Source organism: Hydrocarboniclastica marina, from assembly GCF_004851605.1.
Lineage (GTDB): Bacteria > Pseudomonadota > Gammaproteobacteria > Pseudomonadales > Oleiphilaceae > Hydrocarboniclastica > Hydrocarboniclastica marina.
Window position 1 is genome coordinate 2515577 of record NZ_CP031093.1, and the last position, 24933, is coordinate 2540509.

General features: G+C 53.0%; 27 protein-coding genes and 1 pseudogene. 11 read left to right on the plus strand and 17 right to left on the minus strand.

What is annotated here, in order from left to right:
* Nucleotide 1 precedes the first annotated feature (1 nt).
* The 16 genes from asnB to soil367_RS11235 form a co-directional block, all read right to left on the minus strand.
* Nucleotides 2-1885, minus strand: coding sequence for an asparagine synthase (glutamine-hydrolyzing) (asnB, locus tag soil367_RS11160; RefSeq protein ID WP_136549186.1), 1884 nt, complete (start codon nt 1883-1885; stop codon nt 2-4).
* Entirely contained in the window at nt 1885-3078 is a 1194-nt protein-coding gene (wzy, locus tag soil367_RS11165) for an oligosaccharide repeat unit polymerase (RefSeq protein WP_246065618.1), read from the minus strand. Before wzy ends, asnB begins: the two co-directional genes overlap by 1 nt.
* A 6-nt stretch (nt 3079-3084) precedes the next feature.
* Nucleotides 3085-4032: a glycosyltransferase family 2 protein gene (locus soil367_RS11170; RefSeq protein ID WP_136549188.1), complete on the minus strand. Its 948-nt coding sequence runs from the start codon at nt 4030-4032 to the stop codon at nt 3085-3087.
* The gene (locus tag soil367_RS11175; protein ID WP_281283904.1) at nt 4025-5542 is read right to left on the minus strand and encodes an oligosaccharide flippase family protein; all 1518 of its coding nucleotides are present in this window, start codon (nt 5540-5542) and stop codon (nt 4025-4027) included. The genes soil367_RS11170 and soil367_RS11175 overlap by 8 nt, the downstream gene beginning before the upstream one ends.
* Nucleotides 5539-5955 carry a GNAT family N-acetyltransferase gene (locus tag soil367_RS11180; RefSeq protein WP_136549189.1) on the minus strand — a complete coding sequence of 139 codons (417 nt, stop codon included), beginning with the start codon at nt 5953-5955 and terminating at the stop codon, nt 5539-5541. The genes soil367_RS11175 and soil367_RS11180 overlap by 4 nt, the downstream gene beginning before the upstream one ends.
* Nucleotides 5956-5973: 18 nt before the next feature.
* The gene (locus soil367_RS11185; RefSeq protein ID WP_136549190.1) at nt 5974-7167 is read right to left on the minus strand and encodes an ATP-binding protein; all 1194 of its coding nucleotides are present in this window, start codon (nt 7165-7167) and stop codon (nt 5974-5976) included.
* On the minus strand, nt 7164-8267 hold the full coding sequence (locus soil367_RS11190) for a DegT/DnrJ/EryC1/StrS family aminotransferase (protein WP_136549191.1): 1104 nt from the start codon (nt 8265-8267) through the stop codon (nt 7164-7166). The genes soil367_RS11185 and soil367_RS11190 overlap by 4 nt, the downstream gene beginning before the upstream one ends.
* Complete coding sequence (gene rfbA / locus soil367_RS11195; protein WP_136549192.1) at nt 8264-9145, minus strand: glucose-1-phosphate thymidylyltransferase RfbA; 882 nt, start codon at nt 9143-9145, stop codon at nt 8264-8266. The genes soil367_RS11190 and rfbA overlap by 4 nt, the downstream gene beginning before the upstream one ends.
* A complete protein-coding gene (rfbB, locus tag soil367_RS11200; RefSeq protein ID WP_136549193.1) occupies nt 9142-10206 on the minus strand; it encodes a dTDP-glucose 4,6-dehydratase in 1065 nt (354 codons plus the stop codon). Before rfbB ends, rfbA begins: the two co-directional genes overlap by 4 nt.
* A gap of 158 nt (nt 10207-10364) precedes the next feature.
* Nucleotides 10365-11297, minus strand: coding sequence for a Wzz/FepE/Etk N-terminal domain-containing protein (locus soil367_RS11205; RefSeq protein WP_136549194.1), 933 nt, complete (start codon nt 11295-11297; stop codon nt 10365-10367).
* Between the two features lie 200 nt (nt 11298-11497).
* Complete coding sequence (gene cysQ / locus soil367_RS11210) at nt 11498-12268, minus strand: 3'(2'),5'-bisphosphate nucleotidase CysQ (RefSeq protein WP_136549195.1); 771 nt, start codon at nt 12266-12268, stop codon at nt 11498-11500.
* A 353-nt stretch (nt 12269-12621) separates the two neighbouring features.
* Nucleotides 12622-12903, minus strand: a complete 282-nt coding sequence (locus soil367_RS11215; protein WP_136549196.1) for a ComEA family DNA-binding protein — start codon at nt 12901-12903, stop codon at nt 12622-12624.
* 556 nt (nt 12904-13459) lie between these two features.
* Nucleotides 13460-14002 carry an REP-associated tyrosine transposase gene (locus soil367_RS11220; protein WP_136549197.1) on the minus strand — a complete coding sequence of 181 codons (543 nt, stop codon included), beginning with the start codon at nt 14000-14002 and terminating at the stop codon, nt 13460-13462.
* Nucleotides 14003-14305: 303 nt separating this feature from the next.
* Complete coding sequence (locus soil367_RS11225) at nt 14306-14692, minus strand: helix-turn-helix domain-containing protein (RefSeq protein WP_136549198.1); 387 nt, start codon at nt 14690-14692, stop codon at nt 14306-14308.
* Nucleotides 14693-14783: 91 nt separating this feature from the next.
* Entirely contained in the window at nt 14784-14975 is a 192-nt protein-coding gene (locus soil367_RS11230) for a hypothetical protein (protein ID WP_136549199.1), read from the minus strand.
* Nucleotides 14972-15463, minus strand: a complete 492-nt coding sequence (locus soil367_RS11235) for an ATPase (protein WP_246065260.1) — start codon at nt 15461-15463, stop codon at nt 14972-14974. Before soil367_RS11235 ends, soil367_RS11230 begins: the two co-directional genes overlap by 4 nt.
* Nucleotides 15464-15950: 487 nt before the next feature.
* Here soil367_RS11235 and soil367_RS11240 point away from each other — a divergent pair, with 487 nt between their 5' ends.
* The 4 genes and pseudogenes from soil367_RS11240 to tnpC form a co-directional block, all read left to right on the plus strand.
* Nucleotides 15951-16979 (plus strand): tyrosine-type recombinase/integrase, encoded by a 1029-nt coding sequence (locus soil367_RS11240; RefSeq protein WP_136549200.1) that lies wholly within the window; start codon nt 15951-15953, stop codon nt 16977-16979.
* A gap of 67 nt (nt 16980-17046) precedes the next feature.
* Nucleotides 17047-17415, plus strand: a complete 369-nt coding sequence (tnpA, locus tag soil367_RS11245) for an IS66-like element accessory protein TnpA (RefSeq protein ID WP_136549201.1) — start codon at nt 17047-17049, stop codon at nt 17413-17415.
* A complete protein-coding gene (tnpB, locus tag soil367_RS11250) occupies nt 17412-17747 on the plus strand; it encodes an IS66 family insertion sequence element accessory protein TnpB (protein WP_136549202.1) in 336 nt (111 codons plus the stop codon). Before tnpA ends, tnpB begins: the two co-directional genes overlap by 4 nt.
* 75 nt (nt 17748-17822) lie before the next feature.
* Nucleotides 17823-19367 (plus strand): annotated as a pseudogene (gene tnpC, locus soil367_RS11255) (IS66 family transposase); the annotation flags it as partial.
* A 223-nt stretch (nt 19368-19590) separates the two neighbouring features.
* Here the strand turns inward: tnpC and soil367_RS11260 are convergent.
* Nucleotides 19591-19992 carry a MerR family transcriptional regulator gene (locus soil367_RS11260; protein ID WP_136549203.1) on the minus strand — a complete coding sequence of 134 codons (402 nt, stop codon included), beginning with the start codon at nt 19990-19992 and terminating at the stop codon, nt 19591-19593.
* 79 nt (nt 19993-20071) lie between these two features.
* On the opposite strand from soil367_RS11260, the gene soil367_RS11265 reads away from it, so the two are divergent.
* From soil367_RS11265 to soil367_RS11295, 7 genes are all read left to right on the plus strand, one after another.
* Complete coding sequence (locus soil367_RS11265; RefSeq protein WP_136549204.1) at nt 20072-20491, plus strand: mercuric transporter MerT family protein; 420 nt, start codon at nt 20072-20074, stop codon at nt 20489-20491.
* A 27-nt stretch (nt 20492-20518) separates the two neighbouring features.
* Nucleotides 20519-20815, plus strand: a complete 297-nt coding sequence (merP, locus tag soil367_RS11270; protein ID WP_136549205.1) for a mercury resistance system periplasmic binding protein MerP — start codon at nt 20519-20521, stop codon at nt 20813-20815.
* Nucleotides 20812-21033, plus strand: coding sequence for a mercury resistance system transport protein MerF (gene merF / locus soil367_RS11275; protein ID WP_136549206.1), 222 nt, complete (start codon nt 20812-20814; stop codon nt 21031-21033). Before merP ends, merF begins: the two co-directional genes overlap by 4 nt.
* 10 nt (nt 21034-21043) lie before the next feature.
* A complete protein-coding gene (gene merA / locus soil367_RS11280) occupies nt 21044-22462 on the plus strand; it encodes a mercury(II) reductase (RefSeq protein WP_136549207.1) in 1419 nt (472 codons plus the stop codon).
* A gap of 196 nt (nt 22463-22658) precedes the next feature.
* The gene (locus soil367_RS11285; RefSeq protein WP_136549208.1) at nt 22659-24005 is read left to right on the plus strand and encodes a dihydrolipoyl dehydrogenase family protein; all 1347 of its coding nucleotides are present in this window, start codon (nt 22659-22661) and stop codon (nt 24003-24005) included.
* 113 nt (nt 24006-24118) lie between these two features.
* Nucleotides 24119-24430 carry a site-specific integrase gene (locus tag soil367_RS11290; protein WP_136549209.1) on the plus strand — a complete coding sequence of 104 codons (312 nt, stop codon included), beginning with the start codon at nt 24119-24121 and terminating at the stop codon, nt 24428-24430.
* A 139-nt stretch (nt 24431-24569) separates the two neighbouring features.
* Entirely contained in the window at nt 24570-24806 is a 237-nt protein-coding gene (locus soil367_RS11295; RefSeq protein WP_136549210.1) for a hypothetical protein, read from the plus strand.
* Nucleotides 24807-24933 lie beyond the last annotated feature (127 nt).

The window sequence follows — 24933 nt, forward strand, 5'->3', positions numbered from 1 at the left end:
GCTACTGTTTTTCCAACCAAGCCTGAAACATCAGCACACTCCAAAGACGTGTAGAATGGTCCCTCCTGCCGTTCAAATGATCTAACCACATGTTACGTACAGGTGCAGTATAAAAATAGCCTTCCTGCTCCAACCGACGCTCTTCCAACAGAGCTTCCGCCCAATTTTTTAGCGGCCCTCGAAGCCAATTCCCCAACGGGACGGAAAAACCGCTTTTAGGCCGCTCGATTAGCTCTCGCGGTACATGCCTGTATAACACCTCGCGTAATGCCCATTTGCCTATACCACCTCGGATTTTCATATTGAGCGGCAACCGCCAAGCTAGTTCGACTACCCTATGGTCCAGCAGAGGCACACGGGTCTCCAAACTATTCGCCATTGCAGCGCGATCAACTTTAACCAGAATATCGTCGGTCATGTACTGCGCGGTATCGATTGCCATCATCCAGCTCTCGAAAGAGTCAGTTACTGGCCATTCCGTGGGTGAGCTCATAAATGTCGGCAAAACATCCGCTCCTTTGACGACGCGGTTGGGTTGGGACCAATGACTCATTAGAATCTGGTAGAAGCTTTCCTTACTCTTGGCAGGCAATACTGCCCGCAATTTTGAAAGTTTATCAGTCAAAGGCCATCCGCTAAGGAACCCCGCTGTAAGCTGTCTTAGCGGCAGTGGTAACCGACTTAAATAACCCCAGATTCGAGGCGCGAATCGGTATGGGTTATACCCACCAAAAAGTTCATCCCCACCGTCCCCACTTAGGGCTACCGCGACATGTTGTCTCGCCAACTTCCCCACCAGGAAAGTTGGCATTTGCGAACTGTCCGCAAAAGGCTCGCAATAAAAGTTAGGCAGGTCAGGAACTAACTCTAGCGCATCTCTAGAGGTGACGTAGAGTTCCGTATGCTCTGTACCCAAGTGTCTAGCAACTTCTTTTGCGTACTGGGCCTCATTATATCCCTCCTCATCAAACCCAATGGCAAACGTCTTTACACGCCTAGTAGACTGCCGCTGCATTAAGGCAACCACAGTGCTGCTATCTACTCCACCGCTCAGAAAAGCTCCGAGTGGAACATCGGCGAGCATCTGACCAGCTACGGACAGGCTGATAGTTTTTTCGAGCAACTCCACAGCATCACTGTCACTGCACTCCAAAGGATAAGCGGAGCCATAGCTAACATGATCGGCTAACTGCCAGTAGGATCGCGTTTGGACCTGGGCTCGGGTTTGGTGCTTTCGAATCTGTACGAAATGCCCTGCGGGGAGTTTCTCAATCCCTTCGTAAATGGTGTGAGGCGCAGGAATATAATTATGGCGCAATAAGAGGGCCAGCGCTCCTCTACTAACATCTGCGTTGAATGCGGGATGGCAAGTAAGTGCCTTTAATTCAGAGCCAAAGAGCATTATTCCACTACACCAGCCGAAATAAAGCGGCTTTTCTCCCAGTCGATCACGCGCAAGCGTCAACTGCTGCTCCTGCTTATCCCACACCGCTAGCGCAAACATTCCAACCGTTGCTTTAAGAGTGCGCAGTAGACCCCAGACCGAAAAACAAGCGAGAAGCGTTTCGGTATCAGAATGGCCGCGCCAGCGCGGTGAGGCCCCTTGCGCCTCTAGCTCCCTACGCAAGTCCAGATGGTTATAGATTTCCCCGTTAAAGGTCATCATATATCTTTCGCACGACGAGGCCATAGGTTGATGGCCGGCAGGAGAAAGATCCACAATCGCCAGCCTTGTATGAGCTAAGCCAACACCACTCTTCTCGTCAAACCACTGGCCATAATGATCTGGCCCCCTATGTTGGATGGTACCGCCAGCCGCCCTCAATATAGAAGATGGCGAGCTTGACAGAGCACGATCACCTAAAAACCCAAAAATACCGCACATTATGAATCTCGCGTTAAAGGAGTATTCTTATTTGAAACCGAAACGCGGTGCAGAAAAACAAAAGCCACCGAGTATGACATCAGATTAAAGTAAGCGCCGAACCATCCGTGGAAGAGGTAGAGCAGCGAAAAACAGGCCAACAATAGCGAAACGCGAGCACCCCCATACCGTACCGCAAAATAAAATGGTAAAGTAAGAAAAAGGAGGAGATATAGAATGAGAAAGACAGAATGCTCCCGCAATATAAAAAACCATCCAGCTATACCTGGGTTAGTATTCCATGATGCGCCAGGCACTCCAAAAATATAGTGGACCATAAAAGAATTAAGACTATGAAACTCGCCTCCAAATACCTTTATAGCAGCGTACTGAGGCAGCCCATCTAACCAGTAACTCGAAAAAGCTCCATCCAAATACAGATTCTTAAGCAGGTCAGATCGCTCGAGGAGAAGTGCAACATGGCCGACGTGTTGAAAACGGTTTACGAGGTAAGAAAAAGCCGTTAGATAATTATCGTACGTCATTATATCCTGAGCCCGCATAAGAACATCTAATATAGAGGCGCCCTCACGGACCGCCCACTTGGCTTCAAGTATAAAAGGTAGCGAGGCAAGAATGAGAAAAGCGACCCCGAGCAGCTTAACAGTGCTATTAACAGATAAACGCACGGGGTAGTAGCGGATTATATAAATTATGAATACGATAAATACTCCCCCCATCCACCCTCTCAGCAACATTGAAATAAGAAATATGAGAACATTGATATGAAAGAGCAAGCTACTTCTAAGTGAAATTGCTATTATGATGAAAAGGAGGTCAGGCTGAAACACTATGAACACGTAGTTCAGTAGCGAGCTTTCATCTAGCCTGGCTCCCGTCCCAGCAATGTTAACCGCCATATAGCTATTAAAAATAGCAAACGAAACTTGAAGCACAATTAACAAATACCCCCACTCCGGCCCAAGAGAAAGAGGTGAACTGCAGTGCCGCATACCTCGACCCACATGAAACATGACGAGCATCGCTAGAAGAAATACAAACTGAACAACAAAAGAAGCAATGAACACTGAAGAAGAGATAGCAAAAAACTGATATTCTAAAACCATTCCTCCGTCCACAATTCCCTGCACCAGTGCAATAGCATTAGCCAGCAGGTATAAAAGAAAAAGGATGTGGAATGGATTCAATACCATCGACAATCAATAGCCCTTGATTTTAGAACGAAGCTTGCATATCTTCATCACAACAATCGGCACCTTAGACATATAATAAAATAACGCTTGAACAGACGAATACCGGCTGATCGAGATAGATTTCCTAATATACTTTTTTATACCCTTTTTATCTCCAACCAGCGCACTCTGGTACGCATAATTAAACATTGCTTTAGCATAGCATTTTCTTAACGCTTCAGGGTCAATTCTGCTCTCATTCAGAGCGCTTTTAAATATTCTGTCCACACCATGAACTAGCGCCGGATTTATAGAAGAATTTAAGACGCTCATCCCGGACATAGAACGGTAAGCACCTAAAGTACGGTCTATATGGTAGATACTTCCCATCTTACACTGAGCGACATGTACTTCTATGTCAAGCGCATCGGCGTGCAGATCGCTCCAGTAACTCTGGAATAAATCATTGACAAACATTTTGGATGAGTGAGCAAAGAATGGCAGCTCTTTGTATAGCTCTAGTAGAGTGTATTTTCCTTCCGGTTTCGTTTTAAAACTAGGCTTTATAAGTTCACCGTTTCGGCTTACTATCTTTACATCATGCGAGCAAATTACGCAGTCGGGATTGGCCTTAAGAGCATCATATTGTGCCTGCAGCTTCCCAGGCGAAGCATAATCGTCTCCGTCTAGGTGACTTATGTACATCCCTCTGGCAAGCCTATAGCTTGTAACTATATTTTCCACAGCTCCGACATTTTTGTCATGATAGTTCCTGACAATTAAATGGGGATGTGTTCGTGCAAACTCTTCAACAATATCTCTGGTACTGTCTTCTGAGCAATCTTCGCCAACAATAATTTCAAACAAAAAGTCAGTTTGTTGGTCTACTAGACTCTGCAAACATTCCGAAATATAGTTCTCCTGATTGTAGGTTACCACACACACAGATACTCTGATGTCATCTTGGTTAGCCATTTCTTACTCGAAGCGATATTACCGTTTTTGCATAGCTTGATGTAAACACCGCCGTGATTAATGCTGTAATGCTTAAAGCAGCCACAACGCCGAATTCTACAATGCGATCGCCTGTCGGCAGTCCAAGCAAGCTAATGCCCCATAACACGAAAAACACGGGTAAACTGATCTTCGCAATATCTATCAGTAACCACTTCGCGTGCAACCCTGGCTCAAGCTTGCTATGTACATACCCCACCCAGAATAACAATAGCATTCCATTCAGGCTTACCCATACCCAACCTGCGCCAATTGCACCATAGACTTTAGCTGCATAGATAATTGACGGGATCAGCAAACAGATGGTGACAAGATTGCCAATTAGGTGGTAGCGAAGATTGCCAAGCGCATACTGCAGGTAGTACGGGAAAGCCGCCAAAGCCAAGAAACCATTACCGATAGCGTAAAGCCGGAGAATGGGCGCTGACTCCTGTGCTAGTTGACCGTCACCTGTCCAAGCAAACAATAGCTTTTCGGCTGTGAACGCAACGGTTATAGCAGCCGACCCACAGATTACCGTTACTAGTTGGGATGCATTACGGTAGACCTGAATCATTTCGTCATGCTTACCTTCTGAGTGGAGTCTTGCCATCCGTGGCATGATTGCACTGCTGACCGGGCCGCTAATGACCATGATTCCGGACGCAACGAGTACAGCAAGCGTGAAGTAACCATACTCGGCCAACGACAAAATACCCGATAGGATCAGTTTGTCGGTTTGGGTAACTAACACCCATATTGAAGAGGTAAACGCGATTGTAAGTGCAAATCTCAAAACCGGCTTGATTGGCTTAAGCGACCAACCAATTGTTTCCTTCGAGTCAGCTTTACTCGGCAATAAACGGTTACCCATCCACCAGAGACCAACCAGTTCTGTCAATGCGATAACCAACTGATGGACAAAGAAAACCAAAGGCGTAAAACCGAATTGCCACATGCTCCCAAACACGGCGATAAAGCGCATTGTGGCAATCAACCCGTTGAAACCGCTGAGCCATACTAAGCGTTCAGAGCCAGCAATCACACCACGACAGAGGCCACACAACCACCTTAGAGCAACGATGATCCCCATGATTTGAACACATACGACGACTTTACCCATGTCGAGTGATTCAACTTGAAGCCACTGTTCTACAATAAGGTCAGCTACTAGGAACAGGCTAATGCCCCCTATCAAAGCTACCACTAGAAAAATCAAGCTTAGTGCACGATAAAGCTGACGATATGCGAGCGCCGTGATATTGCCTCCGCGGTAACGGGCTGTTTCGCGCCCAATTGTAGGCGTCAGCCCCATATCGAGTAGGCCAAACCATGCCTGCAGCATAGTGAAAAAACCTACCAAGCCGTAGGCCTCCGCCCCCATATATTTAATATAGAGAGGTAAAATCATAATACCTACGCCAGTCACATATAGCTGACTGACGTAACCAGATAAAATATTCTTTTTCAGTGACAGGTTAGCCCAGCTCAACCTAATAATGTTCTCATAAATATCTTGCCATTGCGTTCACTGACTATTTTAAAACCAATTCTTTTATAGACTTGGACTGCGAATTGATTTCCGCGAAGTACTTCGAGGGAGCATGCTTCGAACCTTCTTTTTTTACAAATATCCAACACGTACCTTATTAGTTTTTGCGAGATCCCTTGCCCCCTGAAATTTGGAGAAACCAGTACCAATGTTATAAATGCATTCCTTCTTGACGGGTCATTACAGTAAAAGGCAACAAACCCCACGCACTGACCTTCGGCATAATGGCTGACAAACTCAGCGTTCGATTTTATTTTTTTCAGATAGTCGTCAAGTGCTATGTCCTTAATGAACTGGCCTCTGCTACTTATTTGTTCTTTTTTAATGAGTGCTTCGATGAGCTCGTATTCCATCAGCGTTCAACCTGAATTCTATTCAGTGATAACACGGATGTCTTGCTCCATATTCTCTATCATATCCAGCATTACACCCATGGTTGGGTATTGAAGGATCATAGTACCTAGAGTGTCGTTCGAACCGCCAAACTTCCTGACTTTATCACCCGGCCTAACCTGAATATCTTGCTCAACAATATAGCGCTTGGCCCGGTCTGAAACCCACAGTTCTTTAAACGTGCCTTCTTCAAGCGCGTGCACCATATAACTGGACCAGTAGCCCTGGGATTTTTTCATTGCCAGCTCTTTACATTCCAACCCCAATGCCGCGTCAACAGTGTACTGAATAAGGTCAACAGTCGTTGAATAACGGATTACTTCAGGTATAAGACAGCCGCCATTTCTCGGCCCCAACTCCAAGAAATAGAACTTCCCGTCTTCAGAAAATACGAAGTCAAAATTCAGCGCGCCCGTTTTCATCCCTAGCAGTGTTAGTAGCCGCTGCGTTTCTTTGTGGGCCACCTCCAAGAGGTTATCCGCATGCGATGTTGGGAATGTCTGGCCGATGGGCACAAGGCCGTTACAAAGCTTGTCGAAATGCTCATCTGCCCAACAACGAAATACCAGACTACCGTCGACAACAAAGCCATCTCCCGCTACTTGGTAACCTGCTTTGACGATCCGTTCCTCTATAACAACTTTTTTTTCACGCGAGTATGCAAGCGCATGAGCAAACGACGATTCGAAGTCTTCCAGGTTCTGCAGATGGGTAACGCCTTTGCTTCCGGATGAATCCACCGGCTTTACAAATACAGGGACACCGATCTCGTTCAGCCACGCTCCAGCCGAGGCCATGTCGTAGAACGACTTTGATCGCGGTACATTGAACCCATTCTCAGCCAGGAAACTGCGAAATAGGTCCTTGCGAGCCAAAATTTCTACAGAAGCGTAGGGGTTACCTGGCAAACCGAGCTTTTCTGAAACAAAGGCTGCTGTTGGAGCAGATGGGTCTGAGGCATATGCAACAATACCGTCGATTTTTAATCTAGTAGCTAGCTCAAGTACTGCTGCCTTATCGGTGGTTGATACGTTGTGGTACTCATGCGCCAACTTGTGCCCAGGGTTGTCTGGAAGGTAGTCACAAGTGATGACATAGTGTCCCTCTTTTAATGCATATCTGATGGGAGGAATCTGCGTTGGCGCCCCGCCCAGGAAAAGAATGCGTTTCATGACGCGACCACCTCTTTAACAAGATCGGTAATAAGAGACAATTCTGCTGGCTTTAAGGCCGCGTAAATGGGCAAGCACAAGATGCGGCTTGCTATATCACGGGATACCGGCATCGTTTGACCTGTCCCCATCTCAAGCTCCGCCTGATCAAGTGATGGATAAAAGTAGCGCCTTGCAGTAACGCCAGCCTCGCTTAGCCGGTGTAAAACGGCCAGCGCCTGTGCTTGAGATTCGAAAACCACGGGTAGATAGGCATGGTTTGAGTTTGCTTCCATGTTCCACTGTTGCCGCTCTACGCAAAGAGGCAGGTGTTTATCGTAATGCCGTGATACTAATGAGCGAGCTGTGACATTAGACTCAATCTCATCTAATACACACAGTCCCATGGCAGCCTGAAATTCGTTCATTTTGGCATTGATGCCTAGCTCACCGATGCTATCGGGACCGGTGATACCAAAGTTAATCAGCTTAGTAGCACGTTGATGGTCTTCTTTACGCTTGAAAACTATGGCGCCACCTTCAATGGTATGGAAAAGTTTGGTCGCGTGGAAACTGAGAGTCGACGCATCGCCATAGTTGAGCAGGCTCTGATTTCTGAACCTTACGCCAAACGCGTGCGAGGCGTCATACACGATTTTAAGCTTATGACGGGCAGCAACACGGTCAATCGCCTCAACATCACACGCGTTGCCGAACACATGCACAGGCACTATCGCGCGGCTATTGGGTGTGATTGCCGCTTCGATTTTTTCTGGGTCAATACACCATGTGTTAGAGTCAATATCGGCGAAGATCGGCTGGACGCCTTCCCACTTCAGTGAACTAGCCGTTGCAATAAAAGTAAACGGCGTAGTGATTGCTTCAGGTGTGGCTGCGCGGTTGCTTTCAGCAATATCTAGAGATCGGTATGCCACCTGCAATGCCAACGTGCCGTTGGATACAAGCAGCAAGTTCTCTACTCCTAAATAGGCTTCCAACCTTTGAGTCAACTCCTGTACTAAGACGCCATTGTTAGTTAGCCACTGGCGCTCGTAGATACTATCTATGTAGTCTTTCAATTTTTGCTGGCTGGGGAGGTAGGGCTTAGTGACGGGGATCATTTAGCTTCCCTCGCGATGTCCATGAGGTATTCGCCGTAGCCATTTTTCTTGAGTTGGTCAGCTTGTGCCACTAAGCGATCTAGGCTCAACCACTCTTGGTTGTAGGCAATCTCTTCCAGACAGGCAATTTTGTATCCCTGGCGTTTTTCCACGGTTTCTACAAACTGGGCAGCTTCCAGCAGACTCTCATGTGTACCGGTGTCTAGCCAGGCAAAGCCCCGCCCAAGAAGTTCGACGTTAAGCTCTCCCTGTTCGAGGTATGCTCTGTTTATGTCAGTGATTTCCAGTTCACCCCGGCGGGAGGGTTCGATCGTCTTGGCAATCTTAACCACCCGATTATCGTAGAAGTACAGGCCGGTAACAGCGAATTGAGACTGTGGTTTCAGGGGCTTCTCTTCGATAGAAATTGCTCTGTGGTTGGTGTCGAACGCAACCACTCCAAAGCGCTCCGGGTCTTTTACTTGATAGCCGAAAACAGTCGCTCCTTGCCCTGCCTCTGTGCGCTGCACCGCTTCACGCAACTTTGGAGTAAAACCCTGGCCATAGAATATATTATCCCCCAGCACCAGGCAGACGCTGCTGTCCCCGATAAACTCCTCGCCAACTATAAACGCCTGCGCAAGACCGTCCGGCCGTGGCTGCTGAGCGTAACTCAGGCTTATACCGAATTGCTCGCCAGTACCAAGCGCCCGCTTGAAACTAGGCTCGTCTTCAGGCGTGGTAATAATCAGAATATCGCGAATACCCGCAAGCATAAGTACAGAAAGCGGATAGTAGATCATCGGCTTATCGTAAACAGGCAGAAGTTGTTTAGAGGTCCCGAGGGTTATGGGGTAAAGGCGGGTACCCGAACCGCCAGCTAGGACTATGCCCTTCATGCGCTCACTCCTAGCCTTTCCCGGCGATAGTTACCGTCCTGAACCCGCCTGCACCAGTCCAGATTTGCAAGATACCATTCGACCGTTTTTCTGACACCCGTCTCGAACGTCTCTTCAGGGATCCATGCGAGTTCACGCCGAATTTTGCTGGCGTCGACGGCATATCGCATGTCATGGCCGGGGCGATCGGTAACAAAAGTAATAAGGTCACTGTAGCTGGTTAGCCCCGCGGGCTTTTGGGGCATCAGTTCGTCCAGAAGTTCACATAGAATACGGACGACCTCAATGTTTTTCTTCTCGTTATGGCCACCAATATTGTAGGTTTCCCCCACCTCCCCTTCGGTGATCACCTTGTAAAGAGCTCGGGCGTGGTCATCCACGTAGAGCCAGTCGCGAATCTGTTCACCTCTGCCATAGACTGGCAACGGCTTGCCTTCCAGCGCATTCAGAATCGTCAGAGGGATCAGCTTCTCGGGAAAATGGTACGGCCCGTAGTTATTTGAGCAGTTTGTGATCAGGATTGGCAGTCCATAGGTTCTGTACCACGCCCGCACTAGGTGATCCGAGCAAGCTTTGCTAGCTGAATAAGGACTACTGGGAGCGTATGGGGTCGTCTCCGCGAACAGGTTGCCCGTCTCGCCCAGGTCGCCATACACCTCATCCGTGCTTATATGATGGAAGCGAAAAGTACTCTTGCGCGTGTCCTCCAAACTAGTCCAGAACGCCCTCGCAGCCTCCAGCAGTGTATAAGTGCCTGTGATATTTGTTTCGATAAACGCGGCAGGGCCGTCTATTGAGCGGTCGACGTGACTTTCAGCCGCAAGGTGCATGATGACGTCCGGCTGATGTTCGGCCAACACTCTGTCTACTCCAGCACGGTCGCAGATATCAACCTGCTCAAAGGCGTAACGAGGGTTTTCGCTTACTTCCGCCAGTGCCTCGAGGTTGCCAGCGTAAGTGAGCTTATCAAGATTGACCACTTCGTCGCCGGTGTGTTCAATGATGGAACGGATAAGGGCTGACCCTATGAATCCGGCACCGCCGGTAACAAGAAGTTTCATGACGTAAGTTGCGCTCTATATGTTGGTTGGCTCACCCAAGAATCCGATGAATACTCTCTGGGCTCGACTGAGGTCAAAAGCGTGATTATTGGGGGGGCATCAGATACTGGATGTTCCCGTTGTGAAGCGGGATTTCGTGCCGGAGGATCGTCCCAACGCTAAGCGTTGCTTCGAACCCGACCCACAAACTCCACAAGAAACGCCAAGAAAACGCCAAACATAAGCCCAAGCATCGCGCCGATGATCAGGATCAAGCTACGCCCTGTACCCGACGGAGATATGGAAGCTGTCGCAATGTTCACCACTCGAGTCGGCTTGATCCATGAACGCTTCAGTTCTTCTTCCTCGATCTCACCCTGAAGTTCGTTGATTTTACTCTCCCGCTTCGCGAGCTGTTCCGAAAGCTGCAACTGACTGAGGACTAGCGTCAACGCATTGCTCGAGCTGCTCAGGGTTGCTTTCATACCATCCGCCGCACTTTGGGCATTAGCTGTGACGTCGCCTTCGTTCTGAAGCTGTGTAGTGGTCTGTCCGAGCTGAACCAATAGCGCCTTCAGGCTTTTCAACTGCTCCTCTTGCGTTGCCAGGGAAGCCCTCAAATTGTCCAACCTGATGCTGCTTTCACGCTCGAGGAGAGAGAGTTTGTCGCTGTGATCACTCGTCAGCGCTTGTGCCATGGCGGCATGAAAATCCGCAACCAGCGATTGCCCATCCTCAGGCGCTTCAGACCTAAGGTTTACGAAACTGTTCCCTTCATCAGCATTAACCTGGGTCCGAAATGGGATGCTTTCCAGGTCGCGCTTATCGACGAATTCCCGCTCCACAACGGGCACAACCCGGCTTTCGAGGACACTCTTGGCTCCTGTAGCTGTAGCGACGTATTTATCCAACCCAAATTCGCCGATTAGGATGCTGGTCGTGTACGTATATTGGCGCTCTTTAGTGAGGGCGAAAGCGAGGGCACCTAGTACACAGACCAAAAACGTCCCGAGGATCCAGTACCTTCGGCGAATCAGCACCCTGGCGAGGTCGACCAGACTGATCTCGTCGTCATATTGGCGGCGATACTCTTGTAGATCCTGTCCGGACATTGGTTCAACCTGAGTCAAATTCTGAAGCGCGAATGATACGGCGCGAGCACCGAACACTCAATGTTTACGGGAGTTGTTCTGTACTGAAATGGTAACGGGGCTAAGCGACCCGTGGCGGAGCATGTGTAGGATTTTTTGCTCGTCTGCAGAAGGGAAACCACATTTTCGCCCTGCCCACGAGGTGGTCCGCAATGCGTACTTTACTGAAATCGGGCTATGAAATGGGGATTGAGCAGAGTTTCTTCCTGATTGTAGAGAAGCGGATCGCCTTTGACTGTGCTGATCCGTCCGCCGGCTCCCAGAAGGACCGCATGCGCTGCAGCAGTATCCCATTCGGAAGTGGGTCCTAGCCGTGGGTACAGGTCAGCTTTACCTTCGGCGATTCGGCAAATCTTGAGGGAGCTCCCGGCCTGGACCAGTTCAACCGGGCCCAGCTTATCGATATAGGCACGAGTTTCTTCATTCAGATGGCTCTTGCTGGCCAGAACGCGCAGCTTCGATGCCGGGGCTGATACTTTGAGCTCGCGCACGGTTCCAACGCTGCCTCGGTGCCAGGCGCCAGTGGCTTCACCGCCCCAGTAATAGTCACCGGTGACAGGCACACTGACTACGCCGAGGATAGGCTGGCCGCCCTCGATCAGAGCGATGTTTACGGTGAACTCGCCAGAGCGGTTCAGGAACTCTCGGGTTCCATCCAAGGGATCGACCAACCAGTAGCGCTGCCATTGCTGTCGGGTTGACCAGGGGATATTCGCGGCTTCTTCCGAGAGTATGGGTGTGTCAGGTGTGAGCCTGGTCAGGCCGTCCATAATGATGTGATGGGCAGCCATGTCGGCAGCGGTGACTGGGCTGTTATCGCCCTTATACTCTACGGCAATGACTGTCCGGTAGACCTCGAGAATAGCCTCTCCCGCGGCTTCGGCTATTTCCAGAAGCTCAGGGATGATTGCCTGGATTGCGTTCTTGTCCATATCGCGGGACCTGTTCGATAGATTGCGATTGCTCTTATCAAACGGATTTTATCACAGGGGTAAACGGCAGCTACTGAAAGCCCGAACTCTGAAGCGAGGAGGAGCGTCGACACTAGGCCTACGGAATGATCAGCTTCGTATCCGGATAGCGCTGTCTCAACTGTCGTTGCAGCGTTTCCTTTGCGTTGTTGGCGACGTATGAAGGGGCTTTTATTGCCGTAGATAGGCCAGATTAAGGGCCAGCGTGCTTGAGATTGAGCCGAACATTTGAAAGCTGAAATTTGAGACTTGAAATTTGGCGGTTGAAAGTTAAAAGGCGAGTGCTGATGCGCAATCCCGCCTTTTCGTCCGGCCTATTCCAAAACGATAGTTTTGCGATTCTTCTCGATCGTTGAGGCGCCGATGCCTTTGACGTTAGCGAGGTCGTCAACGGCCTTAAAAGAACCGTTGGCTTCGCGGTAGTCAACGATGGCCTGGGCTTTGCTGGCGCCAATGCCTTCAAGCGACTCTGCGAGCACTTCGACAGTAGCTGTGTTGAGGTTAACGCTCCAGGTGGCGGGTTCTTCCGCGAGGGCGAGACCACTGACCATCAGGGAGACAAGCAAAACTAAGCTAGCAATAATATTGCGGTTCATTCTGGCAATCCTTTCTGAGTTTTATAGGTAGGTTTTAAAAGTGCGTTGGAACGCCGGAAGGAGTCGAACCAGAACTTTGCAGGTAGTCGGGTAAAAAATGGGGGCGCTCAATCCCTGAGCGCCCCCATACTGAATCCCAAGGATTCAACCCTCTCACATGCCTGATCCTTCAGGCCCGGACACTTCCCTGTGGCGCATCCCTGTGCTGCTTCGCGTCCATGCACAGCCTAGTTTACGGATTTTTAATTCGTTAGGAGTACGACATTGACCCTTTGTTTTGTGCGATATCTCTTACAAAGGTGTGGGAGATTGGCTTGTCGGGTTGAGGTTGGGTTTGGGAAGCGGCTTGATTCAATGGCCACAGCAGACTTCAGGCAGGGTTCGCAACTTGCAGCACGGGCTATTGCGTAGGTGCAGGTGGTGCGCAATGCGCACCCTACAGGAGTTGAGGCCAACCTTGATTCACGGCCCTACTGCGGACCTGAGTAGGGTGTGCAATGCGCACCATGGGCGTTTACTCGGGCATAACCCGGCCAAGCGCGCGCATCCTTTAGCCTCATTCGCCAAAATCACCAGTTATATTCTCGCCTGCGCCCCAACCCTGTTCGTAGAAGCCGGCGTTGAGGTAGCGGTGGAAAGATGAGTACGGCCAGTCCTCAGGGCGCGACACTAGCCCATGCTTCACTGGGTTATAGTGGAGATAGTCGAGGTGATTATTGAGGTCCCGCTGGTCGCGGATTTGGTGTTCCCAAAAGCGTCGTTGCCAGAGAGTATTTTCGCGTCTTCGCTGCTGAGAGAATGATTTTGGAAAGTATGCCCCTGCATTTTCATTCAAACGCCTGCTGCAGGCCGCTTTGATCATTCCCCACCGCTTGGAAAAGTTGTAGTGCGATTCCGGCATTGTCCAAATACAATGCATATGGTCCTGCAGCAGCACCCAGGCGTCGATACGGAACGGCATTTTCGCCCGAACTTCGGCAATGCTTTGGCGCAAATCAGCCCGTACGGCTGAATCAGTCAGAATAGGCTGGCGCTGATACGCGACAACAGTGAAAAAATAGCTGCCGCCGTGCTGGCGAGTTCGAATATAGTCCGCCATCCGTGGCATTCTCCGAAATTTATGAGATGTGTTCGTGCGTTCACAGAGCGGTATGCTCAAGCGCAGGAGCTACGCGAAGTCAACCAGCTAGTAAACTGAAGGTCTGGTGGGCAGTGCCCACCCTACGGTATTGGTACCTGCTTAGCCTGATCGCACGCCGACGTAGGGTGCGCTGCGCACCTTGGCACGTGGACCAACATGAGCGTTCAACGGTACGCATCTACTAGCTGGCAGTTCGGGAATGGGCGGACGACCTGACTGATTACGAATCAGTTGCTCCGGCAATCGGCAATTTCGAAGAGCTCAGTCTACCAGCAGGTCATCCACATCAACATCAATCGCTCCAGCGAGTGCACGCAGAACGCGCGTAGAGCCTGCTTTTTTAAATGCTTCAATCTGAGATATATATGACTTTACTACGTTTGCGGTGGCACCCAACGCCTCTTGGGTCATGCCGCGATGCTCTCGCCAGACCTTTAACGGATGCTCATCGCCCGACAATAAGCGATCAGTGACCTCAGCCGGTACTCGTTCATCATCGCCCCGAGCAAGCTCTCTCATCGCTTTATCAGCGTCGGTTAGGTCGATAGCATCTTCGGCCAGCTCGAGGAGCTTCAGGCATTCATCATAAGGGATGACCGCGTACTCTGGCTTGCCTTCTTTCTCAATGATCTGGATCTGGATACGCATTGCTCATCCGCTTACAAACCAAATCTTTAGATAACAAAAACAACATAGAGTTGCGGTCGAACATCGGCTGGCGTCAGCGAGGCAACTCCGCTCATTGTGGCTTTTGCGTGTGACCGACTGAAACCGGTGCGTCTTCACCGTGAAAAACCGCCTGACCATTCTCCCAAGTGACGTAGTAGTGCCCTAGGCGTCGTTTACGGTCCAGTTCACGCTCGACGGCACGGGTCAAGGCTTCCAGCACTGTCTGGGCTGTGATCGGCTGGGAGATTTGGTCAATGGTCATACTTCGGACTCGCTGAGCAAGTGGCTGTAGAGATCCTGGTCACTAATTATCCGGGACCCGTTTCGGTTTTCAAAGATCAATTTCGGCGGCGTTCGGTCGTTCATAAAACACGCGCAGTGGTCTACGACGGTACTGAACAAATTCAGCAGGTTGTTCAGGCTCCGGGGAAACCTGCGCAATATATCTTTTTCCGGAATGTTATGGCCTCCATGCGACACTCTTTCTGCCACTCGCAGCTTGGACAATTCTTTGTTTGGCAAAGCGAGGTATACAAGCTCCACATGCCAGGCATCGGCTTGCAAGCGCCTGATCAACTTGAGGTAACTCCTCCCAGATAGCGTCGTTTCAAAACTGAAGCTCTCCCGACGGGATATGCATTGCTCGATCTCCCTCAGGAACAGCCGGCTTGCCGCAATCAGCTCTTTTTCGGGCGCGAAAGGAGAAAGGCCAGCGGCAATCAAGTCAGCGTTGATAAACCTATCGATCACGGCGATGTGTGGCAGAAACTCTCTGGCAAAGGTTGTTTTACCAGACCCGTTTTTGGTTCAAAGTCGAGGAAGCAGAGGTTGAAGCGACCCACGTGTTGGATTATCGCCGGCCCAAACTATCGTAGCCGTTCTCCTTGGGAGACGGTACCTTGTAAGCCAAAGCAGATACTTTTTTGTTCGGTCTACTTGAGGCGACTTTCAGCCATGGCCCCGGTGCCTTTCGGCCACGCCGAAGATGAATTTCCGGCTACTTTTTCTCGGTATTGCTGGTGACGGGTAGTTTTCGAGGATGGAGGGAATTGGTGCCGAAAGGCGGCATCGATTTCATGTCGCATTCTATACCATGCTATCGCCATATCACTGATCTGTATTATTTTTTCTTCCTTCCGACTTAAATTCTTATATCGTTCTGTCTCATGAAATAGCACGCAGTAACGTGTTTTTTGTGGGGATAGATGATGGGTATTGCAGTCGGGAGGTTATTGGAATGCCGAAGATGGTAGTAGAAATGAGCGCGCTGGAAGTCCGCCGGCTCGGGCATGGGACAGTTAAAAAGACAGGCCGTAAATCGAAGCGTGGTCAGCCAACAACCGCCCTGCATGCAGTCGGCGGAGTTTCAGGTCTTTATCTGTGTTGCCGCCCGCCGGCCGCGCTGCAGGCAACAGGGGCGCGTTCCTGGATTTTAAGAACCACCGTCGGGTCACGACGCGTCGATCTCGGACTCGGTGGATTTCCAGATGTGACGCTGGCACAAGCTCGGGAGCGAGCACGGGAGATCAAAGAACGCATCCGTTGCGATGGCTATGATCCCATTGCTGCAAAAAGAGCTACGAAATCTGCTCTGATCGCAGAGCAAGCAAAACAGAGAACATTTGAACAAATCGCGAAACAGTATTACGAAAAAAAGTGTCTTGAGTACTCTGGGCGGGATCCGCACAAGCAAGCACGACGTCTCAAACAGCATCTCGATGATTACTGTATCCCAGCTCTAGGGCAAATCATTATGGGCGAGCTGAGTCCCCGCCACGTCGTGCAGGCTCTCGGACCGATCTGGGTGAAAAAAACGCCTACCGCTGAACGTGTGCGAGCCACTATCGAGAATGTGTGCGAAATTGTTAGAAATGATGGCGTATTGACGAACGGATTGAACCCCGCCCGTTGGAAGGGCAACCTTGAACACTTCCTGGCAGACCCAAAAACCATTCATTCCGAAGAGCATCAGCCAACAGTCGGCTATGAGGCGCTTCCGCGATTCTGGAATTTGCTAATAGATCGCGACACGATCCCCGCCAGAGCACTAGAGTTTCAGATACTTACAGCTGCTCGCCCTGGAGAAGCCCGGTTTGCTGAATGGCAAGAGATAGATCTAAAGGAAAAAGTGTGGACTGTGCCCGGCTGGAAGGTCAAAGGCAGGAAGGATAAGCGCAAAGACCACAAAGTCCCACTGACTGCCCGAGCCCTTGAGATTCTTCGGTCTATACCACGAGATGGCGGTAGTTATGTAAGCGTCCGGTGAACCCATCTTGAGCCTGGCGGTTTCGCCGTCAGGATAGTGTCCACTTATTTTCTAGTGGACACTTAGCATGACCAACGTAAGCGTAACCAAGCCCTACCAACGCCGTCGCCGTTTTTCCCGGGAGTTCAAAGCCGAGATTCTCGCTCAGTGCCAGGAACCCGGTGCATCCGTTTCCCGGGTTGCCCTGGACAATGGCCTCAACACCAACATGGTCCGGCGCTGGATCAGCGAGGCGCGGCGAGCGGGCCAGGCGTCGTCAGCCGCGTCGGCCTTCGTGCCGCTGAGCCTGCCGGCAGCCAGCCCGTCCCGCAATCCAACCGACCCGCGTCGCAGCATCCGCATCGAGATTCCCCGTGTCGGGGGCGCGGTGGTGGTGGAGTGGCCGGCGGAGCAGGCCCATCAGTGCGCCGCCCTGTTGCGGGACCTGCTGGGATGATCCGCATCGATGAAATCTGGCTGGCCACCGAACCGCTGGACATGCGGGCGGGGCCGGATAAGGCCCTGGCCCGGGTCATCCAGGTCTTTGGCTCCGCCAGGCCCCATTGCGCCTACCTGTTCGCCAACAAACGGGCCAACCGGATGAAGGTGTTGATCCACGATGGCCTCGGGATCTGGCTCTGTGCTCGCCGGCTGAACCGGGGCAAGTTCCAGTGGGGTGAAGCCTGGCGTGGTGACCAACTATGCCTGACCCAAGAGCAGTTGTCCGCCCTGGTTCAGGGCCTGCCCTGGCAACGCCTTGGCGCCGCCGGCGTTATCGCCATCCTGTAACCACAAGCTGAGTGAACTCGCCATAGCCAAAACTGCGAATCGCCTGCCGCACAAGGGCTTGGCATACTATCGGGCATGACTCAGCGCCCCGATATCAATCAACTCTCTGCCGATCAGCTCCGTGCCCTGGCCACCGACCTGATGGACTCTCTGGACGTCCGGGATCAAGTCCTGAGCCGGAAAGACCGAGAGCTGGTGCGCAGCAATGCCCTCATCGAAAAGCTGACCCACGAAGTGGCCATCCTCAAGCGCCACAAGTTCGCCCGCCGTAGCGAACAGCTGGATGCGGTTCAGGGTTCCCTGCTGGACGAGCTGATCGACAGCGACCTGGCCGCCATCGAGGTCGAGCTGGATCGGGCCATGACGGAGGCGCAGAAAGCCGCCCGGCCCAAACAGCAACCCAAGCGGACGCCGCTGCCGCCAGAACTGCCCCGCACCCTGATCCACCATGAGCCGGAGAACACCCAGTGCCGCTGCGGCTGTCAACTTAAGCGCATTGGCGAGGACGTCAGCGAGAAGCTGGACTACGTGCCCGGCGAATTTACGGTGGAGCGCCATATCCGCGGCAAATGGGCCTGTGACACCTGCGAAACCCTGATCCAGGCACCGGTCCCACCCCAGGTCATCGACAAGGGCATCCCCACCGCCGGCCTGCTGGCGCAGGTGCTGGTAGCCAAGTACTCGGATCATCTGCCGCTATATCGTCAGGAACGCATCTTCGGCCGTGCTGGTCTGGAAATCCCCCGTTCCACCCTGGCCGAATGGGTCGGTGCCTGTGGTGTGCAGGTGCAGCCCTTGGTGGATGCGCTGAGAAATAGCCTGCTGGAACACCCGGTCCTGCACGCCGACGAGACGCCGGTCAGCATGCTGGCTCCGGGCAAGAAAAAGACTCATAAGGCTTACGTCTGGGCCTACTGCACCACGCCGTTCTCGGACCTGAAAGCCACCGTCTACGAGTTCGCGCCCAGCCGGGCGGGCGAGCACGCCCGCACCTTCCTGGGCGACTGGCAGGGTAAACTGGTCTGTGATGACTATGCCGGCTACAAGGCCGGGTTCGGCAGCGGCATCACCGAAATCGGCTGCATGGCCCACGCCCGGCGCAAGTTCTATGACCTGCACCAGGCCAACAAGAGTGAACTGGCGGCCCAGGCCCTGGCCTACATCGGCAGGCTTTACGAGATCGAGCGGGAAGCCCAGGATCTGCCACCGGATAAACGGCAGGCGATCCGGAAAACCAAAGCCAGACCGATCGCCGATGCCTTGCATCAGTGGATGTTGGTGCACCGCCAGAAAGTCCCGGATGGCTCCGGCACAGCCAAAGCGTTGGCTTACAGCCTCAAGCGTTGGGCCGTGCTGACGCGCTACCTGGACGACGGGGCCGTGCCCATCGACAACAACCGGGTGGAAAACCAGATCCGGCCCTGGGCACTGGGGCGATCCAACTGGCTGTTCGCCGGCTCACTGCGCAGTGGCCAGCGGGCGGCCGCCATCATGAGCCTGATCCAGTCAGCGAAGCTGAATGGCCATGACCCCTATGCCTATCTGAAGGATGTGCTGACTCGGCTGCCAACGCAAAAGAACAACGCCATCAACGAACTCCTACCACACAACTGGAAACCGACGATTACTGACTATAAAAAAGACGCTAGCCCAGGGGAGCACCCAAGAGCCAACAGTGACCAGAGTGCGGCGTTTGTTTTGCCTGCCGTGGCTGACCAACTGAACTCAGCTAATACATCATAAAGGTAGAGCGAGAGCTGGCTTGTTCGGAGCGGGAGAACAACCTGCTACGTGAGAACCCCCATAGAGCTTGCTGAATGACCGGTGAGTCCCAGCGGACACCTTAGTTCGCCCCGGACGACAAAATCTCGACGATAGGGCATTTGGGCACATTATCGCCGCTACATTGATTTGCCATCTCCTTCAGCGCCTGCTCCATACGACGTAAATCCTCGATCTTCCGCTGAATGTCATCTACATGCCTGAGCGCGAGTCCCTGGACCTGAGCGCAGGTGTAATGGCCCCCATCGACCAGCCGCAAAAGATCCCGTACTTCATCCAGCGTAAAGCCTAGCCCACGGGCGCGGCGGATGAACATGAGCCGTATGACATGGCTTTCCTCGTAGCGGCGAAATCCGTTCTCGCTTCTGGGAGGATCTGGCAAGAGGCCAATGTGCTCATAGTAACGAATGGTTTCAATGTTGCAGCCGGTCCGTTTGGCCAGTTCCCCTCGACGCAATGACATAACTCAATCCCCGTCTTGACCCTGTAGTTGCTACAGGAGCTATTGTAGGTTGCCATGCCCCCGTTACAAGAGACTCAAGATGGAGATCCACGAGCGCGAGACAGCCTACCCAGGTGAGCAAGCCCAGGCAGACCCGGCGCGGCGCAAAGGCCTGCTGGCAAGCGGCAGCATCATTGGCGCGGTGCTGGCCTCTTCCTGTTGCATTCTGCCGCTGGTGCTGCTCTCACTGGGCATCGGCGGAGCCTGGATGAGCAACCTCACGGCGCTTGCGCCCTACCAGCCGTATTTTATCGCCATGACCTTACTCATGCTCGGTGCTGGTTTCTACAACGTTTACCGTAAGCCCAAGAACGCCTGCCATGCCGATGCGTGCGGCGTAGACGGATACTGCGGCACTCCCTTGGCAGAACGGGTGATCAAGATCGCGCTGTGGAGCGCGTCCGCGCTCGTCGCGCTGGCGCTTGCTTGGCCGTATGTTGCCCCGCTTTTCCTGGGCTAAACCTTCCTGACTTCGAGAGGCCTGTTTATGAAAATTCGCATTTGGGCAAGCACTTTTATTTTGACCGTAGCAGGCATGGGCAGCGCTTTTGCCGCGCAGCAGACGGTAACCCTAGCCGTTGACAACATGACCTGTTCCACCTGTACCTACACCGTCAAAAAGGCGCTCAACCAGGTCTCCGGCATAGAGAGCGTTTCGGTGTCCTACGAGACAAAGACCGCGACAGTGACCTTCGAAGACACCGAGGCCAGCGTGACGGACCTGACCGCCGCGACGAAGAATGCAGGGTACCCGTCGCGCCGGGTGTCTGAGAGAACCCAGTGAAAAGGCCCAGCCTCCTGACTACTGGAATCGTGAGAACGGTGATTGTGGCGCTCTGCTGTTTCACACCCGTGCTGGTGGTATTGCTCGCGACACTGGGGCTGTCGGCCTGGCTCGGCTATCTCGACTATGTCCTGTTGCCCGCCCTGGCCCTTTTAATCGGGGTTACCGCCTACGCTCTCTACCGACGCGCCAGGAATCCCCGCACCGGACATTCCTGAGGAACAGATTATGCGAACCAACAAGCAAGCCGGAGAACCCTTGCACATCGCCGTTATCGGCAGCGGTGGGTCCGCGATGGCAGCGGCATTGAAAAGCGTTGAGCGGGGCGCGCGCGTCACCCTAATCGAACAAGGCACCCTCGGTGGCACCTGCGTCAACATCGGCTGCGTGCCGTCAAAAATCATGATCCGTGCCGCGCACATTGCCCACCTCCGTCGGCAAAGCCCGTTTGATGCGGGTATAACGGCGACGGAACCGGCGATCCATCGGCCCGGTTTGCTAGCCCAGCAACAGGCGCGTGTGGAGGAACTACGCCACGGCAAGTACGAAAGCATTCTGGATAACAACCAAGCCATCACTGTCATCCAAGGTAGGGCCCGTTTCCGTGATACGCATACCCTGATAGTCAGCCAGGCGGACGGCAACGAACGTGAAGTCGCCTTCGACCGGGCCTTTATCGGCACCGGGGCCCGACCCGCCATTGCGCCGGTGGCAGGATTAGCGGATACGCCTTACTGGACCTCTACCGATGCGCTAGCCAGCGATACCCTTCCCAAGCGGTTGGTGGTGATCGGGGCGTCGGTGGTCGCCGTGGAACTGGCACAGGCCTTTGCGCGCTTAGGCAGCAAGGTGACGATATTGGCCCGTAGCCTACTGCTCTCGCGTGAAGATCCTGCCATCGGCGAAGCCCTCGGGGATGCGTTTCGGGCCGAGGGGATCAAGGTAATACACGGTGCCCAGGCCAGCCAGGTCGCCCATACCGATGGTGAGTTCGTGCTGACTACGAACGTGGGAGAGCTAAAGGCAGACAAACTACTGGTGGCGATTGGCCGCACGCCGAATATCGAAACACTGAATCTTGAGGCCATTGGCGTGGAAACAAATGGAGGCGCGGTGGTAGTCGATGAGCGACTCCAGACCAGTGTGCCCGGCATCTTTGCCGCCGGGGATTGTACCGACCAACCCCAGTTCGTCTACGTGGCCGCCGCCGGTGGAAGCCGGGCCGCGATCAACATGACTGGTGGCCAGGCACAGCTGGATCTGAGCGCCATGCCTGCGGTAGTTTTCACCGACCCTCAGATCGCCACCGTCGGCTTGTCCGAGGCGGAAGCGGAGGGCCAGGGTTTTGCCGTCGATAGCCGCACTCTGACTCTCGACAACGTGCCCCGTGCGCTGGTCAACTTTGATACCAGCGGATTCATCAAGATTGTTGCCGAGCGTGACAGTGGTCGCCTGCTCGGGGTCCAGGCGGTGACCGGTGAAGCCGGCGAACTGATCCAGACGGCGGTCATGGCTCTGCGTGCACGCATGACGGTGCAGGATATTGCTGACGAGTTATTCCCCTACCTGACCATGGTAGAGGGGCTCAAGCTCTGTGCACAGACCTTCACCAAGGACGTGACACAGCTGTCCTGTTGCGCCGGATAGACAAGCAACGCCGAACCACTTTAGCCTCCAGGCCGCGGGGCGGTTACGTAGACTTAACAGGCAAGGTATTGAGGCTGTACAAACTACAGGCCTACGGTGAGTTATTTAGTGCGGTGTATCCAAGTCACGCCCCTGCCGGCGGGCATCCGCATCTTGAAAGTGGCTTCATTTCGGCATCGAGCAAGGAGGCAACAGCATGGCGACACCGTACGATCTCATTGTCATTGGTACCGGCACCGCTGCCAAAGTGGTCATTATGCGTGCGCAGGCTGCGAATTGGCGTATTGCAGTTGTCGATTTCCGTCCCTACGGAGGAACCTGCGCTCTGCGCGGCTGTGACCCGAAAAAGATGATGATCGAGGGTGCCAAGGCCCTGGATCATACGCGCCGGATGCAGGGAAAGGGGCTGCAAGGCGAAGTCCGTATCGACTGGACAGAACTACTCCGCTTCAAACGGGGGTTTACAGATCCGATCCCACAGAAAAACGAGCGCAGCTTCGAAGACAAAGGTATCGATATTTTTCATGGGCAAGCTCGCTTCACCGGTCCCAATAGTCTCGAAGTCGACGGACACCCCCTGGAAGCACAGCATGTGCTGATCGCCTCCGGTGCCGAGCCAGTCATGCTGGGAATTCCGGGTGAAGAACATCTGATAGACAACGAAGATTTTCTGGCGCTGGAAGAGTTGCCGAGTCGAATTGTCCTGGTTGGCGGCGGTTACATCGCCGCCGAGTTTTCCCACCTGGCCGCCCGTGCCGGTGCCCAGGTCACTATCCTCCAGCGTGGCGAGCGCATGCTCAAGCCGTTCGATCCTGACCTGGTGGATTGGCTGATGGACAGCTTTCACAACCAGGGTATCGATGTCCGAACCCGAACAAATGTCGAAGCCATTGAGAAAACAGCGGCCGGTTACAGCGTGCGGGTATCCTCGAAGGGCGAAACTGATACCGTTGAAGCGGATCTGGTCATACACGCAGCCGGCAGAATTCCCGCGCTCAAGGCGCTCAATCTGGAAGCCGCGGGGGTGGAGACCCGGGAAGGCCGTCTATCGTTAAACGAACACCTACAGAGCACGTCGAACCCGGGGGTGTACGCAGCCGGTGACGCCGCCCAGATGGGGCCGCCACTCACGCCCGTTTCGAGCCATGACGCCAAGGTGGTCTCCGCCCATCTGATCGATGGCAAACCTGCCAGACCGGACTACGCCGGCGTGCCGAGTGTCGCTTTCACGATCCCGCCCATTGCCTCGGCCGGACTCAACGAAACGCAGGCCCAAGAGCAGGGGCTACGTTTTCGCATCTCAAGCCAACGGGCGTCGGACTGGTTTACTGCAAGGCAAGCCGCCGAACCGGTCTATGGTTTCAAGATTCTGATCGAGGAGGAAACTGAGTGCATACTGGGGGCTCATCTCGTCGGACCTAACGTAGATGAGGTCATCAACCTATTTGCACTCGCCATCCGTCACCGACTCACCACCACGGACCTCAAGACGACAATGTTTGCTTACCCAACAGGAGCTTCTGACATAGGGTCAATGTTTTAGCTGCAAGGGTAGCGTGCGTTTCACGGGGTCGCATAGCCTATTCATCCGGTAAAGATGGGACTGCCGGACGCTTACGTAGTTATATTTTCCCTGGCTATCGTGGTAAGCCGAACATGAGCGAAAATGCGCTGAACCTCACAGCGAAAGAGATTCATCGCATCGATGTCGAAGCCGGCGGACCGGGCTTTATGGATCCTGAGTACGGAAAGGTTGGTACTGCTCACGGTATGCGTAGCGCTTTCAAAGACTATGCAACTGAGATGGGCCAAGTCGAGGATTATGTTTCGGAATTAGCGCTCTCGCACCTTGACTCTTCCTCGGCTAGGGCAGCATACAAGCGTGGCCAGCTGCTTCCGAAGCGGAGGCGGTTGATGAACAGCTTTGAAAAGTTTGTCCAACGCGAGATGAAATCTGAAAATCGTTAGTTTTTATAAAGGTCCGGCATTCCCGGCTTAGAGCTTGGTGCTATAGGCAGGATGTGCTTACGACCCAGCAAGACAAAGGTATAAGATTGACGGGCTAGGAGGCGCGGATTTTATTCGCGGTCCGGCAGGAGGTTAGGTTATGAACGGGTTCGAACTCAGAAAATGGTTCGGCGACCGAGCCTCATGCAGTCGACCGGATGGGTTGTTTCTGCTGTTATCGCTATTGCAAGTATGTTATCACAACCATTGGCTGGAACAGCCGCCGGAGGCAAGCGAGATCTATAGCCCGGAAGCAAGACGCATATCGAGCATTGATCAGGCTCTCGAACGTCTGAATCAGCTGGAGGGTCAACTGAACCGAAAAGCGACCAATTAGCGGCGAGTCAATGCGCGTTCGCGAGTGTCTGTATTGTGCTCAGGGGCTGACAGGACCACGCTGTATTGCAGAAAGACTGACGGGAGTAGGCCTCAACTCACAGCCATGGGACCACCCCTACCCCGAC

Excerpts from the sequence above, each read along its gene's own strand:
- asnB (WP_136549186.1), bottom strand. The coding sequence starts at position 1,885 with ATGTGCGGTATTTTTGGGTTTTTAGGTGATCGTGCTCTGTCAAGCTCG.
- wzy (WP_246065618.1), bottom strand. The coding sequence starts at position 3,078 with ATGGTATTGAATCCATTCCACATCCTTTTTCTTTTATACCTGCTGGCT.
- soil367_RS11170 (WP_136549188.1), bottom strand. The coding sequence starts at position 4,032 with ATGGCTAACCAAGATGACATCAGAGTATCTGTGTGTGTGGTAACCTAC.
- soil367_RS11180 (WP_136549189.1), bottom strand. The coding sequence starts at position 5,955 with ATGGAATACGAGCTCATCGAAGCACTCATTAAAAAAGAACAAATAAGT.
- soil367_RS11185 (WP_136549190.1), bottom strand. The coding sequence starts at position 7,167 with ATGAAACGCATTCTTTTCCTGGGCGGGGCGCCAACGCAGATTCCTCCC.
- soil367_RS11190 (WP_136549191.1), bottom strand. The coding sequence starts at position 8,267 with ATGATCCCCGTCACTAAGCCCTACCTCCCCAGCCAGCAAAAATTGAAA.
- rfbA (WP_136549192.1), bottom strand. The coding sequence starts at position 9,145 with ATGAAGGGCATAGTCCTAGCTGGCGGTTCGGGTACCCGCCTTTACCCC.
- rfbB (WP_136549193.1), bottom strand. The coding sequence starts at position 10,206 with ATGAAACTTCTTGTTACCGGCGGTGCCGGATTCATAGGGTCAGCCCTT.
- soil367_RS11205 (WP_136549194.1), bottom strand. The coding sequence starts at position 11,297 with ATGTCCGGACAGGATCTACAAGAGTATCGCCGCCAATATGACGACGAG.
- cysQ (WP_136549195.1), bottom strand. The coding sequence starts at position 12,268 with ATGGACAAGAACGCAATCCAGGCAATCATCCCTGAGCTTCTGGAAATA.
- soil367_RS11215 (WP_136549196.1), bottom strand. The coding sequence starts at position 12,903 with ATGAACCGCAATATTATTGCTAGCTTAGTTTTGCTTGTCTCCCTGATG.
- soil367_RS11220 (WP_136549197.1), bottom strand. The coding sequence starts at position 14,002 with ATGGCGGACTATATTCGAACTCGCCAGCACGGCGGCAGCTATTTTTTC.
- soil367_RS11225 (WP_136549198.1), bottom strand. The coding sequence starts at position 14,692 with ATGCGTATCCAGATCCAGATCATTGAGAAAGAAGGCAAGCCAGAGTAC.
- soil367_RS11230 (WP_136549199.1), bottom strand. The coding sequence starts at position 14,975 with ATGACCATTGACCAAATCTCCCAGCCGATCACAGCCCAGACAGTGCTG.
- soil367_RS11240 (WP_136549200.1), top strand. The coding sequence starts at position 15,951 with ATGCCGAAGATGGTAGTAGAAATGAGCGCGCTGGAAGTCCGCCGGCTC.
- tnpA (WP_136549201.1), top strand. The coding sequence starts at position 17,047 with ATGACCAACGTAAGCGTAACCAAGCCCTACCAACGCCGTCGCCGTTTT.
- tnpB (WP_136549202.1), top strand. The coding sequence starts at position 17,412 with ATGATCCGCATCGATGAAATCTGGCTGGCCACCGAACCGCTGGACATG.
- soil367_RS11260 (WP_136549203.1), bottom strand. The coding sequence starts at position 19,992 with ATGTCATTGCGTCGAGGGGAACTGGCCAAACGGACCGGCTGCAACATT.
- soil367_RS11265 (WP_136549204.1), top strand. The coding sequence starts at position 20,072 with ATGGAGATCCACGAGCGCGAGACAGCCTACCCAGGTGAGCAAGCCCAG.
- merP (WP_136549205.1), top strand. The coding sequence starts at position 20,519 with ATGAAAATTCGCATTTGGGCAAGCACTTTTATTTTGACCGTAGCAGGC.
- merA (WP_136549207.1), top strand. The coding sequence starts at position 21,044 with ATGCGAACCAACAAGCAAGCCGGAGAACCCTTGCACATCGCCGTTATC.
- soil367_RS11285 (WP_136549208.1), top strand. The coding sequence starts at position 22,659 with ATGGCGACACCGTACGATCTCATTGTCATTGGTACCGGCACCGCTGCC.
- soil367_RS11290 (WP_136549209.1), top strand. The coding sequence starts at position 24,119 with ATGAGCGAAAATGCGCTGAACCTCACAGCGAAAGAGATTCATCGCATC.
- soil367_RS11295 (WP_136549210.1), top strand. The coding sequence starts at position 24,570 with ATGAACGGGTTCGAACTCAGAAAATGGTTCGGCGACCGAGCCTCATGC.